The sequence below is a fragment of the Magnetovibrio sp. PR-2 genome (assembly GCF_036689815.1).
Lineage (GTDB): Bacteria > Pseudomonadota > Alphaproteobacteria > Rhodospirillales > Magnetovibrionaceae > Magnetovibrio.
Genome location: NZ_JBAHUR010000001.1, coordinates 143,590 through 158,602, shown reverse-complemented (window position 1 = coordinate 158,602; position 15,013 = coordinate 143,590). Strand labels below are relative to the sequence as shown.

Below are 15,013 nucleotides of genomic sequence, written 5' to 3'. Positions count from 1 at the left end.
CAAAATCTTCACAGGCCGTGTTTTCTTCCTCTGTTGTGCAATGAAGCAAATGGATCAATACTGTTTTAAAGACGGGGCGTGCCCGCGCCTGTGTCACACGAATTTGATCTGCAAACGTGAAAGTCCATATGGCCAAACGTCCTCCCCCTTTGGTGAGCCCGCCGACAGCTGACAGCTTAGCGCTTTATGTGCACTGGCCCTGGTGCTTGTCCAAATGTCCGTACTGCGATTTCAACTCCCGCGCAAACGTGCCGTCCAGCGTCGATCAGGACCACTATCGCACCGCAATTTTGCAGGATTTAAAACATTACGCAAGCCAAACAAGTAGCCGCACGCTCACATCCGTGTTCTTCGGCGGCGGCACGCCCAGCCTCTTGGACCCCGACACCGTGCACGCAATTTTAGAGACTGCCAGCGATCAATGGGCGGTTGATCCCAGCTGTGAAATCACTTTGGAAGCTAACCCCACATCCGTCGAAGCCGCCAAGTTCCGCGCCTTTCGCGATGCCGGCGTCAATCGCGTTTCGGTTGGGGTACAAGCTCTAAATGATGAAGATTTACAACGCCTTGGCCGCGAACACAGCGTCGAGGAGGCGCTTGGCGCCGTGGATATCGCCCAAGCGGTTTTTGACCGTTACTCTATCGATTTAATCTATGCCCGCCCCGGTCAGGGCGAAGGCGATTGGGCCGATGAGTTGGAGTACGCTTTGGGTTTGGTGACCGATCACATTTCGCTTTATCAACTGACCGTCGAACCCGGAACGGATTTTTTCCGTCAAAACGTTTCGGAAGCGGAAGAAGATATGGCCGCCGACCTTTATCAACTCACCCAAGAGATGTGCGACGCCGACGGTTTGCCGGCCTATGAAGTGTCCAATCACGCCCGTCCGGGTGCAGAAAGCCGCCATAATTTAAGCTATTGGCAAGGTGGTGATTACATCGGTATCGGCCCCGGCGCACACGGTCGGATCACGCAAAATGGCACAACCCATGCCACCCACCAAATCGCCGACCCAGCGCGCTGGCTTGCCAAAGTCGACAGCCAAGGTCACGGCACGGCAAAATCGAGCGAGCTGACACGCTCCGAGCGTGAAGAAGAGCTGATCTTAACCGGCTTGCGCCTATCTGAAGGCCTCAATTCTGAGCAGTTCGAAGCGCAAACCGGAACCCCGTTAATGCAGTGCCTCAATGGCCGCTCTGTCGAAAACCTCAGCAACGCGGGACTTTTGGAGATTTCCAAGCACGGCATTTGCACCACAGATGCCGGCCGCTTGATGCTGAACGGCATCATAGCACAACTGCTGGACGACGGACGCACGGACGATCCCGAACCCGATCCGTTTGCGGGCTTTAGCGGCGGCAAAATGAACTAATTCGATGCCTAACACCCCGCCTTAAAACGCCGTCGGTGCGGGATCGATAATCTTTGCGTCTTTGCGCCGCACCTCCATCACCGCCAGACCGCGCTCGGCCTCGCCGTTTTGATTGAAGCGGAACAAGCCGTCTTTGCCGGAAAATCCACCCACGTCCGCCAACACGTTCGCATCGTATTTGTGCGGGCCCAACAAAACCGCCAAAGCGGTCGCGTCATAGGCCAACGTCGCCAAGCGGTGCGGGCGGTTGCCATACGCGCTGAGATATTCGTCGGAAAATTTCTGGCGGGTGTCGGGATTGGGGGCGGCGTACCAACTGCCCACCAATGCGGGCTCGGCGCCCAGACCTGGCTCGTCAAACTGCCCCGTGCCCATAATTTGCACTTTGTTGGGGTCGATGTCGTAAAACGGCAGCATCGCCGACACCGCGATCAAACGCCGGCCACCGTCGGCCACCAGCAAAGCGTCATAGGGCAGCTCACCGATGGTTTGCAGATTGCCCAAACGCTTCAACGCCAGCTGAGAGACCTCGTCCCCCTTGGCTTTCAAGGCGTTGCGCTGCGCCACCAAAGCGCCGCGGCGTTCGTTATAGTGGGCAATGCGTTTGACCGGCTCGGAAAAGTCCGACAGGTTGGGATCGTAAAACTGGCTTTCAACCACAACGCCGCCCGCTTGCCACACCGCCGCGTTGAACGTCGCCGAAACCTTTTCGCCGTAAGGCCCTTCCGGCGCCAACAAAGCAAACCGTTTCAAGCCCTTGGCGGTGGCGTATTGGACCACGCGTGAAACTTCGTCGCCCGGGAAAAAACCCATGGTGTAAACCCCAGGGCCGACCACGGAACGATCGGATGAAAACGCCATCACCGGCACATTGGCCAGTTGTGCAAGCTCCGTCACCGCGCGCACCGACGGGGCCAACAAGGGCCCGACGATCAGCTGTGCGCCATCGCCAATGGCCAAACGCGCGGCTTCGCGCGCCCCGTCGGGTGTGCCTTGGGTGTCGTGCACCAAGACTTCGAAATCGGTGCCGGCAAAATCGAACAGCGCCATTTGCGCCGCGTTCAACATGGCCGCGCCAACCCGTTGATTAGCACCTGAAAGCGGCAACAACACAGCCACACGCAGCCCGCGCGCCAGGGGCACGGGCGGTGGCTCGACACTTTGGCTCGGTTGAGCCGTGTGCGGGCTCGCGGTCGGCAAGCGCCCAATCAAGTCTTCCAAAGACGGCAGCACCGGCGGGCGGGGATGTGGTTTGGGCTGCTGGGCGCGCGCCACAATTTGCGGGCCGGTGCCCCCAGACGCCGCATATGTTCCGTTCGAAGACGGTGCAGTTTCGGGTTTTGTATTGGCCAGTTGCGGATCGGACCCAGTGGTCTGCTGACACGCCACCAACAGCAGTGCGCTGGCGGCGGCCATCAAAGACGTGCGGAAAACTGTGCGAATGGTCATATGCGGGGCTGATGCCTTCTGAAAAATCGGATACGCTCTGAAATATAGCCACGAAAAACGGCCAAAGTTTGATGAAGAGTAGCGAGACCGTCGCCTTGAGTAAACCGTCCTCATCCCCCAAAGCCCAACCCAGCACTGCCCGGGTGCGCGCGCAAAAACGTGGGCGCTGGGCAGAAACCCTGGTGGCGTGGGGATTGCGGCTGCAAGGGTGGCGTATCGTTGGGCGCAATTACAAAACCCATGTGGGGGAACTAGACCTGGCCGCCAAACGCGGCAAACTGTTGGTTTTTGTCGAAGTCAAAGCCCGGTCCGACGTGCAAACGGCCCTAGACGCCATCACCCCCAAACAGCGCGGGCGTATTGAGCGCGCGGCGCAGCAGTTTTTAATCCATCACCCCCCGCTCCAAGCTTGCGACATTCGTTTTGACGTTGCAATGGTTACGGGTTTTCTGCGATTTAAATACCTTAAAGACGCATGGCGCCCGTAAAAGGCTTGTTCTCGCCACCCTTTGTTAACCATCTGGGGTTAGAGTTAATCTTCATGTTTTGAAGAATTTTGGCAGGACGTATGGTGATGTTTTCCGGTTCGCGCACCCTTTTGGTTTTGATCACTGTTTTGGGCTTAGGCCTTGGCGTTTCGGCGTGCACGCCTGTGGGTTTGGTCTTGGGCGGAGCCGCTGGTGTCGGCGTGTCGGCCTATTCCGAACGCGGCGTTGACGGCGTGGCGCGGGACTTGGCGCTCACCAGCCGGGTGTTGGAAAAACTCAGCAGCCATGATCACACCTTCATCGCCAAAGTCGGTGTCGATGTTTATGAGAGCCGGGCCTTGCTGACCGGGCAACTGGACAGCGAAGACCAACGCGCCGACGCCGTACGCCTGGCTTGGCAAGTGGACGGCATTGTCGACGTGATCAACGAAATTCACGTCACCACCGAAGGCGGCATTTTAAACACCGCACGCGACGCCTGGATTTCCACACAGCTGGAAGCCAAATTAACCTTCGACAAAAAAGTTTTGGCCATCAACTATATGATCGAAACCACAGGGGCCACGGTATATCTCATGGGCATTGCCCAGTCCGATACAGAATTACAGCGGGTCCGCGATCATGCACGATCCATCGATTATGTGCGCCGCATTGTTTCACATGTGCGTGTCAAACAACCCCTACCGGATTACGACCCAAATACAGCACCCAACACAGCTAGCGTAAAATGAGCGGGCCGGGTGCTCGCGAACGTCTCCGCGCCTATGGTCAGCATGAGGACGCCGACATTCCTTTGGCGACGGCCGCGCTTGATCTTGCGCAATGGAGCGAACCCCATCTGAATTTGGCGCCCTACCACCGTCATTTGCAGCTGTTGTCTTCCGACGTGCGGGCCTACATCGGCGCGGATGAGGGCGACAGCGCCTTGGCCATAGAAGCCGCCCGACAAATCTTGGCGCGGCGCTATGGCTATTGTTACCTCGACGATGCTGTGGTTCAGGTTAACCAGGTGCGCACCATCGACCGGCGGTGCGGCGGGGCAGAAACCTTAGCGATTTTGTACGCCCATGTGTTGTCTGAACACGTTCACAACCTTGAGCTTTTGGCCTTTTCCACACGCATATTGTTAGGCATCCCCGTCGGCGGCGAGCGGCTTTTGATCGACCCCCTGTCCGATGGCCGCCCCGTTTCCGCCCGACACATGCGCCAGATGCTCAGCTCAGCCAAAGACGGGCCCCAAGACCTGACACTGTTGGATCTCAAACCCCTGAGTTCGCGCCAAATTTTGCTGCGTCTTCAAGACGGCGTCAAAACCCACCAGCTGCGCCACGCCGCACCGGAGGCAGCTACCCAAGCCCTTGAAGCGTCAATCCTTTTGGCCCCAAACGAACCGCGGTTGTGGCGGGAGCTGGGTGTTTTGTACGCCCGCCAAGACCAATTGTTGGACGCGGCACGTGCGCTGGAACGGTTTTTAACGTTGCCGGGCAACGACGCACAGCGCTATACAGCTTCCCAACTGCTGCAAGAGCTCACGCACCGCATCAACAAAGGTGATCTATGACCCGCCCCCTTAAAGTCGCCCTGCAAATGGACCCCATTCAAGACGTCGATATCGACGCTGACAGTACGTTCGCCATCGGTTTGGAGGCGAAACGACGCGGTCACGAGCTGTATTATTACCACCCGGATGATCTTATTTTCGAAGACGGCCAAGTGCTCGCGAAGATGCAAAAAATCGAGCTGCGCCGTGAAGCCGGAAACCACGTTTCCCTTGATGATGTACGACTAGTGGATTTGAGCACCCTAGATGTGGTGTGGCTGCGCCAAGACCCGCCCTTTGACATGGCCTACATCACGACCACCTATTTGTTGGATATGCTGCCCTCAACGACAATGGTAGTTAACAACCCGACCGAGGTGCGCAACAACCCCGAAAAACTCTACATCGCGCGCTTCCCAGAGCTTGTCCCGCCGACCCTGATCACGCGCAATGTGGAGCAAATCAAAGCGTTCCGCGCCAAGCACGAAGACATCATCGTCAAGCCGCTCTACGGCAACGGCGGTGCCGGGGTGTTTCACGTCAAACCGGACGATGAAAATTTAGGTTCCCTGCTGGAAATGTTTTTGGAAGGCCTGCGCGAACCGTTGGTGGTTCAGGCGTATCTCAAAGACGTGCGCCAAGGCGACAAACGCATCATTTTGGTCGACGGCGAACCCGTGGGCGCCATCAATCGGGTACCGCAAGCAGGCGAAGCGCGCTCCAACATGCATGCGGGCGGGCGACCGGAACAAACCGACCTCAACCCACGGGACTTGGAAATCTGCGCCACCATCGGCGAAGATTTAAGGCAACGCGGCCTGTTGTTTGTCGGCATTGATGTCATCGGCGGCTATCTCACCGAAATCAACGTCACCTCGCCCACCGGCCTGCAGGAAATCCGCCGTTTTGACGGTGTAGCGCTGGAAGAAAAAATCTGGGATGCTATTGAGGCTAAAGTCTCCACCTGACGGCCACCTGACGGAATGACGCCATGTCCCCAGAATTTTTGCTGACCTCTCTCATCGTCGTGATCATGCCCGGCACCGGGGTGATTTATACACTGGCCCAAGGCTTAAGTGGTGGCAAACGCGCAGCCTTGGCCGCGACGGTGGGCTGCACATTTGGGATTGTGCCGCACATGGCCGCAAGCATCTTTGGCCTCGCCGCCATTTTGCACACCAGCGCGGTGGCGTTCCAAGTGGTGAAATTCGCCGGCGTGGCCTATCTGTTTTATCTGGCGTGGAGCAGCCTCAAAGACGGTGGCGCGCTGGACATCCCTAAGGATCAGCCGCAAAAACGCGCGCTGAAAATCGCCAGCCACGGTTTTCTGATCAACATCTTGAATCCAAAACTTTCGATCTTCTTTTTGGCGTTCCTGCCCCAGTTCGTGCCCACTGCATCCGACACCGCGCTGTGGGATATGATGGGCCTGTCTGCCGTATTCATGGCGCTAACCGCCATCGTGTTCGCAATCTACGGTTTGGCCGCCGCGCACATGCAGGTGCTGATGTTGAACCGCCCGGCGGTGCTCAAATGGCTCAAGCGCGGATTTGCCGGAGCCTTTGGCGCGCTGGGTGTGCGCTTGGCATTGGCGGACAGATAAAGTTCCAATATCGCGTTGCGCGTATCTCGCAGATCGTTACACTCATATAGAAGTATTTCGGGTATGAGGGTTCTTTATGGTCGCACGCATCAACACCGTCGCCTTTCAAGGCATTGAAGTTCTGCCCGTGGACGTTCAGGTCCACATGGCCCAAGGGCTGCCGGCGTTTACCCTTGTGGGCTTGCCCAACAAAGCGGTGTCGGAGGCCAAAGAACGCGTGCGTGCGGCGCTGTCGGCTTTGGGTCTGGCGCTGCCGCCCAAACGCATCACGGTGAACTTATCGCCGGCCGATACACTCAAAGAAGGCAGCCATTTTGACCTGCCTATTGCGCTGGGATTGCTCACCGCCATGGATGTGCTGCCCGCCGACCAAATCGACCAGTTCGTTGCACTTGGGGAACTAGCTTTGGACGGAACACTCACATCCGTAAACGGCGTTTTGCCCAGCGCCATTCACGCGCAAAGCCGCGATTTGGGCCTGATTTGCCCGGCTAGTCAGGGGGGTGAAGCCGTGTGGGCCGGGGACCTGAGTGTCTTGGCGGCCCGTTCCATCATGGATTTGGTTAATCATTTCAAGGGCACACAGGTTTTGAGCAATCCGGAGCCCTTAATTCATCATACTGATTCAGGGACCTCTGATGGGCTCGATTCTTTGGACCTAGTAGATATCAAGGGCCAAGAATCGGCCAAACGGGCCCTGGAAATCGCTGCGGCAGGGGGTCACAACCTGCTCATGAGCGGTCCGCCCGGATCGGGCAAATCTTTGCTCGCGCGGCGCCTTTCGACCATTTTACCCCCCCTCACCCCCACCGAAGCGCTGGATGTGTCGATGATTCATTCATTGGCCGGAATGTTGCCCGAAGGGGGGCTCATGAAAGACCGTCCTTTTCGCGATCCCCACCACTCTGCTTCCCAAGCCGCCTTGGTCGGTGGCGGGGTGCAAGTGCGCCCCGGTGAAGTGTCGTTGGCCCACTTAGGCGTGTTGTTCTTGGACGAATTGCCCGAGTTCCAGCGCCCCGCATTGGAGGCCCTGCGCCAACCTATTGAGTCTGGAAGTGCCGTAATTTCAAGGGCTTCTGCACACGTTACGTATCCGGCACGTTTTCAATTGGTGGCCGCAATGAACCCGTGCCGGTGCGGCTATCTGGACGATCCGGCACAAGCCTGTTCACGCGCACCGAAGTGTGCGGAGGAATATCAGAACAAATTATCCGGACCATTGTTAGACCGAATTGATTTGCATGTGGAAGTCCCCATGGTGTCCGCCAGCGACCTGTCCCTGCCGCCCCCGTCCGAAACGTCTGCCGACGTGCGTGCACGCGTTTTGGCCGCCCGCGATTTGCAGGCGCGCCGCTTCGCCGCCATCGGTGTGAACACCCGCATCAACTCAGAAGCCGATGGCAAAGTCCTGGAAAAAGTCGCCCTGATGGACGACGCTGCCAAAGCGTTGTTGGCGGACGCGGCAAGTCGCATGCGCTTATCGGCCCGGGGCTTTCACCGGGTGCAACGCGTATCGCGCACCATCGCCGATTTAGAAGGCCAAAAAACCATCACCAAAGTTCACGTGGCCGAAGCCCTGTCGTATCGCCGCCGCATGCCGGGACGCCAAACGGCCATGAGCGCCTAACGCCGGAAAAACCCCTGGGCCTTAACCTTCGGACCAATATTTTGCCTGTTGCCACGGGGCGGGCACATCGAGCTTGCCTTTTGGCTTCGGTGCATCGCTCAGCACAACCGACTGCCACGCGCCCAGCTCTTGATACGCTTTCGGCAAAGGGTACGGTGGGGCTACATCACCGTCGGCTTCAAAGCCAAAGCGGCCATAATAGTTGGGGGAGCCCAACACATAGACCCAGGCGACACCGGCACTTTTCAGACGATCAAACCCGCCCTGAACCAAAGCCGTGCCGATGCCCTGTTTGTGCAAAGCCGGTGCGGCACACAGCGGCGCCAGCATGGAGACCTTCTGTTCGCCAACCCGGCAATCGCAAAAAATCACATGGCCGACAATGATGTTTTCTTTCACAGCCACCAACGACAAGACCCCTGGGCCAAAATCCAGCAATTCGCGCACGACAGGGAGGAGGTCTTCGTCGGGAAAGGCGTCTGCATATACGCGCTCAATCCCAGCTAAGTCTTTGGAATGACTGGTGCGGATATGCACCACGATCAGCCGGGCACCATGCGGCCTATGGGTTTTCCACCCAAGATATGCACGTGATAGTGCGGGACCTCTTGGCCACCGTCGGATCCGGTGTTTTGGATGGTGCGATAGCCGCCGTCTGCCAAGTCCAGCACGTCGCGGGCGATGTAGCCCACCGCGCGCCACAGGCCCGTGATCTCTTCATCACTTGCGTTATTCGTAAAATCGTCTTGGGAAACGTATGCGCCCTTAGGAATCACCAAGACGTGCGTTGGTGCCTGGGGGCCAATGTCGTTGAACGCCAAAACGTATTCGTTTTCATAGACTTTGTCGCACGGGATTTCTCCACGCAGGATTTTGGCGAAAATGTTTTCTTTATCGTAACTCATCCCAAACGACCTTTTTAGAGTTCGCCGCGCGCACGTTTTTCTTCAATGCCGGACAGGCCTTCGCGCTTTAGCAACTCGTCCCAAACGTGTTCCGGCGTGATGCCGCTGTCGGCCCACAAAACCATCAGGTGATAGATCAAATCCGCACTTTCCGCAGCCAAAGCGTCCGGGCCCTCAGCCAAGGCGGCAATGTTCACTTCGACGGCTTCTTCGCCGACTTTTTGAGCGATGGCGGTGCGTCCGCGCGAAAACAGTTTGGCGGTATAGGATGTTTCCGCATCCGCGCCACGGCGGCTTTCGATGGTTTCAAACAGGCGTGTCAAAACGCCAATGTGACTCTCAGACATGAATTTGGCTTCCCTGCGTTTTAAGCTTTTTCAATATTGTCGAGGCGCACATCAACCCCGTGCGCCTGCATATAACGTTTGGTTTCCCCAATGGTATACGTCCCGAAGTGAAAAATCGAGGCCGCAAGCACCGCCGAAGCGTGGCCTTCCAAAACACCCTCAACCATATGGTCCAGCGTACCCACACCACCCGAGGCAATCACGGGGATGTCCACCGCATCCGCGATGGCACGGGTGAGGTCGATGTTAAAGCCCTGTTTGGTGCCGTCGCGATCCATGGAGGTCAACAAAATTTCGCCCGCGCCGTATGCGGCCATGCGCTTGGACCATTCCACCGCATCAATACCCGTGGGCTCGCGCCCGCCGTGGGTGAAGATTTCAAATTTACCGGGAGACACCGTCTTGGCGTCCACCGCCACGACAATGCATTGGCTGCCGAACTTTTCCGCAGCCTCTTTCACGAACTCCGGGTTTTTCACCGCCGCCGTGTTGATGGACGCTTTGTCCGCACCGGCCAACAACAATTTGCGAATGTCATCCGTGGTGCGCACACCGCCGCCGACGGTTAAGGGCATAAAGCACTGTTCCGCCGTGCGGTTCACCACATCAAAAATAGTGTCCCTGTTTTCGTGGCTTGCCGTGATGTCCAGGAACGTGAGCTCGTCCGCACCTGCGGCGTCATAAACCCGCGCTTGTTCCACCGGATCGCCGGCGTCGATCAAATCGACGAAGTTGACACCTTTGACAACACGTCCGCCTTCGACGTCCAGACAGGGGATGATGCGTGCTTTTAAACTCATCGCTTAAGCTCCCAACAACTCGACGGCTTCTTTGACGCCGATTTTACCGTCATAGACCGCGCGACCCGAAATCACGCCGTCGAACAAATCACCGCCTGCGTCTTTCACGGCTTTGAGATCGTCCATAGACGACACACCGCCCGACACGATGACCGGAGTGGAGATGGCTTTGGCCAATTCCAAGGTTGAGGCCACATTGGGGCCTTGCATCAAACCGTCGCGGCCAATATCGGTGAAGATGATCACGGCCACGCCGGCATCTTCGAACTTTTGGGCCAACTCAACGGCTGAAATATCTGAGACTTCCGCCCAGCCTTCCACCGCCACCATGCCGTCTTTGGCATCCACACCCACCGCAATGCGACCGGGAAATGCTTTGCAGGCTTCGATAACCAAGTCCGGATCGCGCAAGGCAACGGTGCCCAAGATCACGCGTTTGACGCCCTTGTCCAACCAAAAGCGGATGGTGTCCATATGGCGGATGCCGCCACCCAGCTCGATGGGCACGTCCACCGCGTCCAAGATCGCTTGCACCGCGTCGGCGTTCACAGGCTTGCCTTCGAAGGCCCCGTTGAGATCGACCACATGAATCCATTCGCACCCTTGGTCCACAAAGGCTTTCGCCTGTGCGCCCGCGTCGTCGTTGAACACGGTGGCTTGATCCATTTCGCCGCGCAGCAAACGCACGCACTGGCCGTCTTTCAAATCGATGGCAGGGTAAAAGATCATCGTTTACGGATTCCACTTCAAGAAATTCGAAATAATGTGCAGGCCCAGCTTTTGGCTTTTTTCCGGGTGGAATTGCGTGCCGACCAAGTTGTCGCGCCCGATGGCCGCCGTCACGGGCCCACCGTAGTCCACCGTCGCCAAGACGTGCGCGGGATCGATGGTTTTGAACTGAAAGCTGTGCACAAAGTACGCGTGCTCACCCGTGTTCACCCCGTCAAACACCGGGTGGTCCGTTTCCAAGTGCAGATCGTTCCAGCCCATGTGCGGGATTTTGAGGTTTGCATCACTGGGGGCCAGCGCCACAACGTCGCCCGCGATCCAGCCCAAGCCCGGGGTGTCGCCGAACTCGTGACCCACATCGCTCATCAACTGCATGCCCACGCACACGCCCAAAAACGGACGCGCTTTATGGATAACGGCTTCGGTGAGGGCGTCGTGCAAACCGTCCACACTTTCCAAACCATTTTTGCAATCGGCAAACGCGCCGACACCCGGCAGCACGATCCGGTCAGCTTTCAACACGTCGTCGGGGTTTGGCGTCACCAGAACTTCGGCGTTGAGGCCTTGTTCGTGAGCTGCGCGCTCAAAAGACTTCGCAACAGAGCGCAGGTTCCCTGAACCATAATCGATGATGGAAATTAACATTCGTCTCTCAATAACTTTGCCGTCATGTACGGATTGGCATCCAGATACCGACGTTCCGCTTCTTCTTTATTGTTGGCCGTCACCACCGCGTCTTCATAAAGCCCGCGCTTTTCCAAGTGCCAGCGGCGCAGTTCGTTGGCAACCAAGCCGATCACCACGGCCAAGCCGATTTGCACCACGGCCAGAGCACTGGGGTCGCTGATGAGCAGCTCCAACACGAAGCCCACACCGATCTGCACGCCGAACAGCATCAGCGCCACTTCCCAAGCCCCCACGACCAGGGCCCAAATGAACCCAAAAACCGCAGCTGGCCAGGAAAAGCCGTCCTTGACCACAGCCAAGGTAGGCTGAATACCCGTGTCGCGAACGTGAACCGTGTAGATGCTCATCCGCTGCTTCCTTTTTTAGAGCGAGCCACCCAAAACGCCTTTGGTGGACGGCACTTGATCGGCTTTGCGCGGATCGATTTCGACCGCTTGGCGCAGCGCGCGGGCCGTGCCCTTGAAGATGCTTTCAATGATGTGGTGGTTGTTTTCACCATACAAAGTTTCGACGTGCAGCGTCAGGCCGGCGGCTTGGCCGAAGCCCGCGAACCATTCCTTAAACAGCTCAGTATCCATATCGCCCAATTTATCGCGCACAAATTCGACCTTCCACACCAAAAACGGGCGGTTTGATGCGTCCAAGACGATACGGCTCAAGGCCTCATCCATGGGCGACAGGGCCGAGCCATAACGCCCAATGCCCTTGCGATCGCCAAGGGCCTGCGTAAACGCTTCGCCAATGGCAATGCCCACGTCTTCGGTGGTGTGGTGGAAATCGATGTGGAGATCACCCGTCGCTTTGACCGTCAAATCAATGAGCGCGTGGCGCGACAGCTGTTCCAGCATGTGATCGAGAAACCCGATCCCGGTGGAAATGTCGTACTTGCCCTCGCCGTCGAGGTTCAGCTCGACAGAGATTTGGGTCTCATGGGTGTTACGGTCTACGCTTGCGGTGCGCATCTGGGGAACTCCAATTGAGTAAATGTAAATAATGAGCTTTCTTTTATCAGGTCCCAAGGGCGCACACCAGCAAGAATAAAGGGATTTCGATGCTTGACCGCACGCAAATTGGGGCTTACATCCGTGTGCAATCCTGTGGTCCAAACGAAAGATATTTCATGTCTGACAATGATTTTCCCGGCTGGCATTCCACCACCATCTTAAACGTGCGCAAAGACGGCGAGGTGGTGATGATCGGTGACGGTCAAGTGAGCCTGGGTGACACGGTTCTTAAGGGCTCGGCTAAAAAAGTCCGCCGCTTGGCCGACGGCAAGGTCATCGCCGGATTTGCAGGCGCAACAGCGGACGCGTTTACCCTGTTCGAACGCCTAGAAGCCAAGCTGGAACAATACCCAAACCAGCTGACCCGGGCCTGTGTGGAACTGGCCAAGGACTGGCGCACGGACCGCTATTTGCGCAAGCTCGAAGCCATGATGTTGGTGTCCGACAAGGACGTCTCGCTGGTTTTGACCGGCACCGGCGATGTGTTGGAGCCCGACCACGGCGTGGTTGCTATTGGATCGGGCGGAAACTACGCCTTGTCCGCCGCACGGGCACTGGAACACCAAAACGGTGTCAGCGCCGAAGAGGTCGCCACCCGCGCCATGGAAATCGCCGCCGATATTTGCGTTTACACCAACGCCAACTTTACGATTGAGAAATTATAAGCATGAGTAGCTTCACCCCCCGCGAAATCGTTTCCGAACTGGACCGCTTCATCGTCGGCCAAGACGACGCCAAACGTGCCGTGGCTGTGGCGCTACGCAACCGCTGGCGCCGCCAACAAATCGATGACGATCTGCGTGAAGAAATCGTGCCCAAAAACATCCTCATGATTGGGCCCACGGGTGTGGGCAAAACGGAAATTGCACGGCGTTTGGCGAAACTGGCCGACGCGCCCTTCATCAAAGTCGAAGCCACCAAATTCACCGAAGTGGGCTATGTGGGACGCGATGTGGAGCAAATTGTGCGCGATCTGGTCGAAACCGCCAGCCACATGGTGCGCGAACGCCACAAAAAACAAGTCCACGCCAAAGCGGAGCTCGCCGCCGAAGAACGCGTTTTAGACGTGTTGGTGGGCGACAGTGCCGGGGACTCCACCCGCCAAAAATTCCGCAAGATGTTGCGTGAAGGCGAATTGGACGACAAAGAAATCGAAATCGATGTGCGCGACGCCGGTCAGGGCGGTGCACCGCAGTTCGACATCCCCGGCATGCCCGGTGGCCAGATTTCCATGATCAACTTGACCGACATGTTCGGTGGTGCCTTTGGCGCACCCACCAAGCCGAAAAAGATGTCGGTTTCGGCCAGCTACGACATCTTAGTCGCCGAAGAAGCCGACAAGCTGGTGGACGAAGAAGCGCTCACCAAAGAAGCCATCGAAAAGGTTGAGACCGGCGGCATTGTGTTCTTGGACGAAATCGACAAAATCGCCGCGCGCCAAGAAACCCGCGGCGGTGATGTGTCCCGCGAAGGGGTGCAGCGCGATCTCTTGCCTTTGATCGAAGGCACCACCGTGTCCACAAAACGCGGTCCGGTGAAAACCGACCACATCCTCTTCATCGCTTCCGGCGCATTCCACGTGGCGATACCCAGCGACCTTTTGCCCGAACTGCAAGGCCGCCTGCCCATCCGTGTGGAGCTGTCGGCTCTGACACGCGACGATTTGGTGCGCATTTTGAAAGAACCCGAAAGCAGCCTGATCCGCCAATACGTGGCGTTGATGGGGGTGGAGGAGGTCACACTCGACATCACCGACGACGCCATCGAAGAGCTGGCGACCCTGGCCGCCGACATCAACTCAAGTGTGGAAAACATCGGCGCCCGGCGTTTGCACACGGTGATGGAAAAACTGTTGGAAACCATCAGCTTCGAAGCGTCTGAGCGCTCCGGCGAAACGGTGGTCATCGACGACGATTTCGTCCGTGAGACGGTTTCAAGCTTGGCCCAAGACGCGGATTTGAAGAAGTTTATTCTTTAAACCACCATAACATTTTGAATTACTGCACCGTGCCAGTATAATTTTTTTTGCTTCTTTTCTATCATACGTACAGCGCGGTTTGACAAAACAAGCAGTTCATTATCTAGATCACCAGCTTGCCTTAGCTCCATGAGTTCTTCTTGCAATTTCATTCTAAGCTGGGGCTGGGTACTTGGCTCAGGATCAAATTCTGTAACAAAGTATACGAACCAACCTGTACTTAACTGCGACTTGTTAAAGTCTTCAGCTTTTACAATGCAGTCTAACCGATCTATTCGTAGGCCTTTTCGGTCCCTTAATGAATACCTGTCTGTTGTTAAAGACCATATCCGACGGGTGTCATCTGACCATCTATTATGTGCTGTGGATAAGGTATGATTGTTTAGTCTCGTAATTGAGGCCATAATAGTGGTCCTTTCAACATGAGTTTGCGCTTGTGGTGAAAGTCTGGCGTCCGTTGAGTTTTGCTTCCAGGCTGCTCAA

19 protein-coding genes are annotated in these 15,013 nt (G+C 56.9%); 9 read left to right on the top strand and 10 right to left on the bottom strand.

The window, feature by feature from the left end:
* Positions 1-128 precede the first annotated feature (128 nt).
* Positions 129-1,373, top strand: a complete 1,245-nt coding sequence (hemW, locus tag V5T82_RS00815) for a radical SAM family heme chaperone HemW (protein WP_332893673.1) — start codon at positions 129-131, stop codon at positions 1,371-1,373.
* 21 nt (positions 1,374-1,394) lie between these two features.
* Here the strand turns inward: hemW and V5T82_RS00810 are convergent, their stop codons facing one another.
* On the bottom strand, positions 1,395-2,822 hold the full coding sequence (locus tag V5T82_RS00810) for a penicillin-binding protein activator (protein WP_332893672.1): 1,428 nt from the start codon (positions 2,820-2,822) through the stop codon (positions 1,395-1,397).
* A 95-nt stretch (positions 2,823-2,917) separates the two neighbouring features.
* Here V5T82_RS00810 and V5T82_RS00805 point away from each other — a divergent pair, with 95 nt between their 5' ends.
* The 6 genes from V5T82_RS00805 to V5T82_RS00780 all read left to right on the top strand — a co-directional run bounded on the left by V5T82_RS00805 (position 2,918) and on the right by V5T82_RS00780 (position 8,080).
* On the top strand, positions 2,918-3,310 hold the full coding sequence (locus V5T82_RS00805; RefSeq protein WP_332893671.1) for a YraN family protein: 393 nt from the start codon (positions 2,918-2,920) through the stop codon (positions 3,308-3,310).
* A gap of 86 nt (positions 3,311-3,396) precedes the next feature.
* Positions 3,397-4,041 (top strand): BON domain-containing protein, encoded by a 645-nt coding sequence (locus V5T82_RS00800; protein ID WP_332893670.1) that lies wholly within the window; start codon positions 3,397-3,399, stop codon positions 4,039-4,041.
* Entirely contained in the window at positions 4,038-4,871 is an 834-nt protein-coding gene (locus V5T82_RS00795; protein ID WP_332893669.1) for a transglutaminase family protein, read from the top strand. Before V5T82_RS00800 ends, V5T82_RS00795 begins: the two co-directional genes overlap by 4 nt.
* Positions 4,868-5,818 carry a glutathione synthase gene (gshB, locus tag V5T82_RS00790; protein ID WP_332893668.1) on the top strand — a complete coding sequence of 317 codons (951 nt, stop codon included), beginning with the start codon at positions 4,868-4,870 and terminating at the stop codon, positions 5,816-5,818. Before V5T82_RS00795 ends, gshB begins: the two co-directional genes overlap by 4 nt.
* Positions 5,819-5,841: 23 nt before the next feature.
* Positions 5,842-6,453: a LysE family translocator gene (locus tag V5T82_RS00785; RefSeq protein ID WP_332893667.1), complete on the top strand. Its 612-nt coding sequence runs from the start codon at positions 5,842-5,844 to the stop codon at positions 6,451-6,453.
* 76 nt (positions 6,454-6,529) lie between these two features.
* Positions 6,530-8,080: a YifB family Mg chelatase-like AAA ATPase gene (locus V5T82_RS00780; RefSeq protein ID WP_332893666.1), complete on the top strand. Its 1,551-nt coding sequence runs from the start codon at positions 6,530-6,532 to the stop codon at positions 8,078-8,080.
* Between the two features lie 21 nt (positions 8,081-8,101).
* On the opposite strand, the gene V5T82_RS00775 is transcribed toward V5T82_RS00780, so the two are convergent.
* Genes V5T82_RS00775 through hisB form a run of 8 tightly spaced genes read right to left on the bottom strand, consistent with a single transcriptional unit; the run spans position 8,102 to position 12,510 of the window.
* Complete coding sequence (locus V5T82_RS00775) at positions 8,102-8,620, bottom strand: GNAT family N-acetyltransferase (RefSeq protein ID WP_332893665.1); 519 nt, start codon at positions 8,618-8,620, stop codon at positions 8,102-8,104.
* 2 nt (positions 8,621-8,622) lie between these two features.
* On the bottom strand, positions 8,623-8,985 hold the full coding sequence (locus V5T82_RS00770; RefSeq protein WP_332893664.1) for a histidine triad nucleotide-binding protein: 363 nt from the start codon (positions 8,983-8,985) through the stop codon (positions 8,623-8,625).
* A 14-nt stretch (positions 8,986-8,999) separates the two neighbouring features.
* Entirely contained in the window at positions 9,000-9,332 is a 333-nt protein-coding gene (locus V5T82_RS00765; RefSeq protein WP_332893663.1) for a phosphoribosyl-ATP diphosphatase, read from the bottom strand.
* A gap of 20 nt (positions 9,333-9,352) precedes the next feature.
* Entirely contained in the window at positions 9,353-10,132 is a 780-nt protein-coding gene (hisF, locus tag V5T82_RS00760; protein ID WP_332893662.1) for an imidazole glycerol phosphate synthase subunit HisF, read from the bottom strand.
* Between the two features lie 3 nt (positions 10,133-10,135).
* A complete protein-coding gene (gene hisA, locus V5T82_RS00755) occupies positions 10,136-10,861 on the bottom strand; it encodes a 1-(5-phosphoribosyl)-5-[(5-phosphoribosylamino)methylideneamino]imidazole-4-carboxamide isomerase (RefSeq protein ID WP_332893661.1) in 726 nt (241 codons plus the stop codon).
* 3 nt (positions 10,862-10,864) lie between these two features.
* Positions 10,865-11,506 (bottom strand): imidazole glycerol phosphate synthase subunit HisH, encoded by a 642-nt coding sequence (gene hisH / locus V5T82_RS00750; protein ID WP_332893660.1) that lies wholly within the window; start codon positions 11,504-11,506, stop codon positions 10,865-10,867.
* The gene (locus V5T82_RS00745; protein ID WP_332893659.1) at positions 11,500-11,895 is read right to left on the bottom strand and encodes a DUF2628 domain-containing protein; all 396 of its coding nucleotides are present in this window, start codon (positions 11,893-11,895) and stop codon (positions 11,500-11,502) included. Before V5T82_RS00745 ends, hisH begins: the two co-directional genes overlap by 7 nt.
* Before the next feature lie 15 nt (positions 11,896-11,910).
* Positions 11,911-12,510 carry an imidazoleglycerol-phosphate dehydratase HisB gene (hisB, locus tag V5T82_RS00740; RefSeq protein WP_332893658.1) on the bottom strand — a complete coding sequence of 200 codons (600 nt, stop codon included), beginning with the start codon at positions 12,508-12,510 and terminating at the stop codon, positions 11,911-11,913.
* 158 nt (positions 12,511-12,668) lie between these two features.
* Between hisB and hslV the strand changes: the two genes are divergently transcribed.
* Positions 12,669-13,217, top strand: a complete 549-nt coding sequence (gene hslV, locus V5T82_RS00735) for an ATP-dependent protease subunit HslV (RefSeq protein ID WP_332893657.1) — start codon at positions 12,669-12,671, stop codon at positions 13,215-13,217.
* A 2-nt stretch (positions 13,218-13,219) separates the two neighbouring features.
* Positions 13,220-14,530 carry an ATP-dependent protease ATPase subunit HslU gene (gene hslU, locus V5T82_RS00730; protein ID WP_332893656.1) on the top strand — a complete coding sequence of 437 codons (1,311 nt, stop codon included), beginning with the start codon at positions 13,220-13,222 and terminating at the stop codon, positions 14,528-14,530.
* On the opposite strand, the gene V5T82_RS00725 is transcribed toward hslU, so the two are convergent.
* Positions 14,527-14,934, bottom strand: a complete 408-nt coding sequence (locus V5T82_RS00725; protein WP_332893655.1) for a hypothetical protein — start codon at positions 14,932-14,934, stop codon at positions 14,527-14,529. The genes hslU and V5T82_RS00725 overlap by 4 nt on opposite strands.
* Positions 14,935-15,013 lie beyond the last annotated feature (79 nt).

Excerpts from the sequence above, each read along its gene's own strand:
- hemW (WP_332893673.1), top strand. The coding sequence starts at position 129 with ATGGCCAAACGTCCTCCCCCTTTGGTGAGCCCGCCGACAGCTGACAGC.
- V5T82_RS00810 (WP_332893672.1), bottom strand. The coding sequence starts at position 2,822 with ATGACCATTCGCACAGTTTTCCGCACGTCTTTGATGGCCGCCGCCAGC.
- V5T82_RS00800 (WP_332893670.1), top strand. The coding sequence starts at position 3,397 with ATGTTTTCCGGTTCGCGCACCCTTTTGGTTTTGATCACTGTTTTGGGC.
- V5T82_RS00795 (WP_332893669.1), top strand. The coding sequence starts at position 4,038 with ATGAGCGGGCCGGGTGCTCGCGAACGTCTCCGCGCCTATGGTCAGCAT.
- gshB (WP_332893668.1), top strand. The coding sequence starts at position 4,868 with ATGACCCGCCCCCTTAAAGTCGCCCTGCAAATGGACCCCATTCAAGAC.
- V5T82_RS00785 (WP_332893667.1), top strand. The coding sequence starts at position 5,842 with ATGTCCCCAGAATTTTTGCTGACCTCTCTCATCGTCGTGATCATGCCC.
- V5T82_RS00780 (WP_332893666.1), top strand. The coding sequence starts at position 6,530 with ATGGTCGCACGCATCAACACCGTCGCCTTTCAAGGCATTGAAGTTCTG.
- V5T82_RS00770 (WP_332893664.1), bottom strand. The coding sequence starts at position 8,985 with ATGAGTTACGATAAAGAAAACATTTTCGCCAAAATCCTGCGTGGAGAA.
- V5T82_RS00765 (WP_332893663.1), bottom strand. The coding sequence starts at position 9,332 with ATGTCTGAGAGTCACATTGGCGTTTTGACACGCCTGTTTGAAACCATC.
- hisF (WP_332893662.1), bottom strand. The coding sequence starts at position 10,132 with ATGAGTTTAAAAGCACGCATCATCCCCTGTCTGGACGTCGAAGGCGGA.
- hisA (WP_332893661.1), bottom strand. The coding sequence starts at position 10,861 with ATGATCTTTTACCCTGCCATCGATTTGAAAGACGGCCAGTGCGTGCGT.
- hisH (WP_332893660.1), bottom strand. The coding sequence starts at position 11,506 with ATGTTAATTTCCATCATCGATTATGGTTCAGGGAACCTGCGCTCTGTT.
- V5T82_RS00745 (WP_332893659.1), bottom strand. The coding sequence starts at position 11,895 with ATGAGCATCTACACGGTTCACGTTCGCGACACGGGTATTCAGCCTACC.
- hisB (WP_332893658.1), bottom strand. The coding sequence starts at position 12,510 with ATGCGCACCGCAAGCGTAGACCGTAACACCCATGAGACCCAAATCTCT.
- hslV (WP_332893657.1), top strand. The coding sequence starts at position 12,669 with ATGTCTGACAATGATTTTCCCGGCTGGCATTCCACCACCATCTTAAAC.
- hslU (WP_332893656.1), top strand. The coding sequence starts at position 13,220 with ATGAGTAGCTTCACCCCCCGCGAAATCGTTTCCGAACTGGACCGCTTC.
- V5T82_RS00725 (WP_332893655.1), bottom strand. The coding sequence starts at position 14,934 with ATGGCCTCAATTACGAGACTAAACAATCATACCTTATCCACAGCACAT.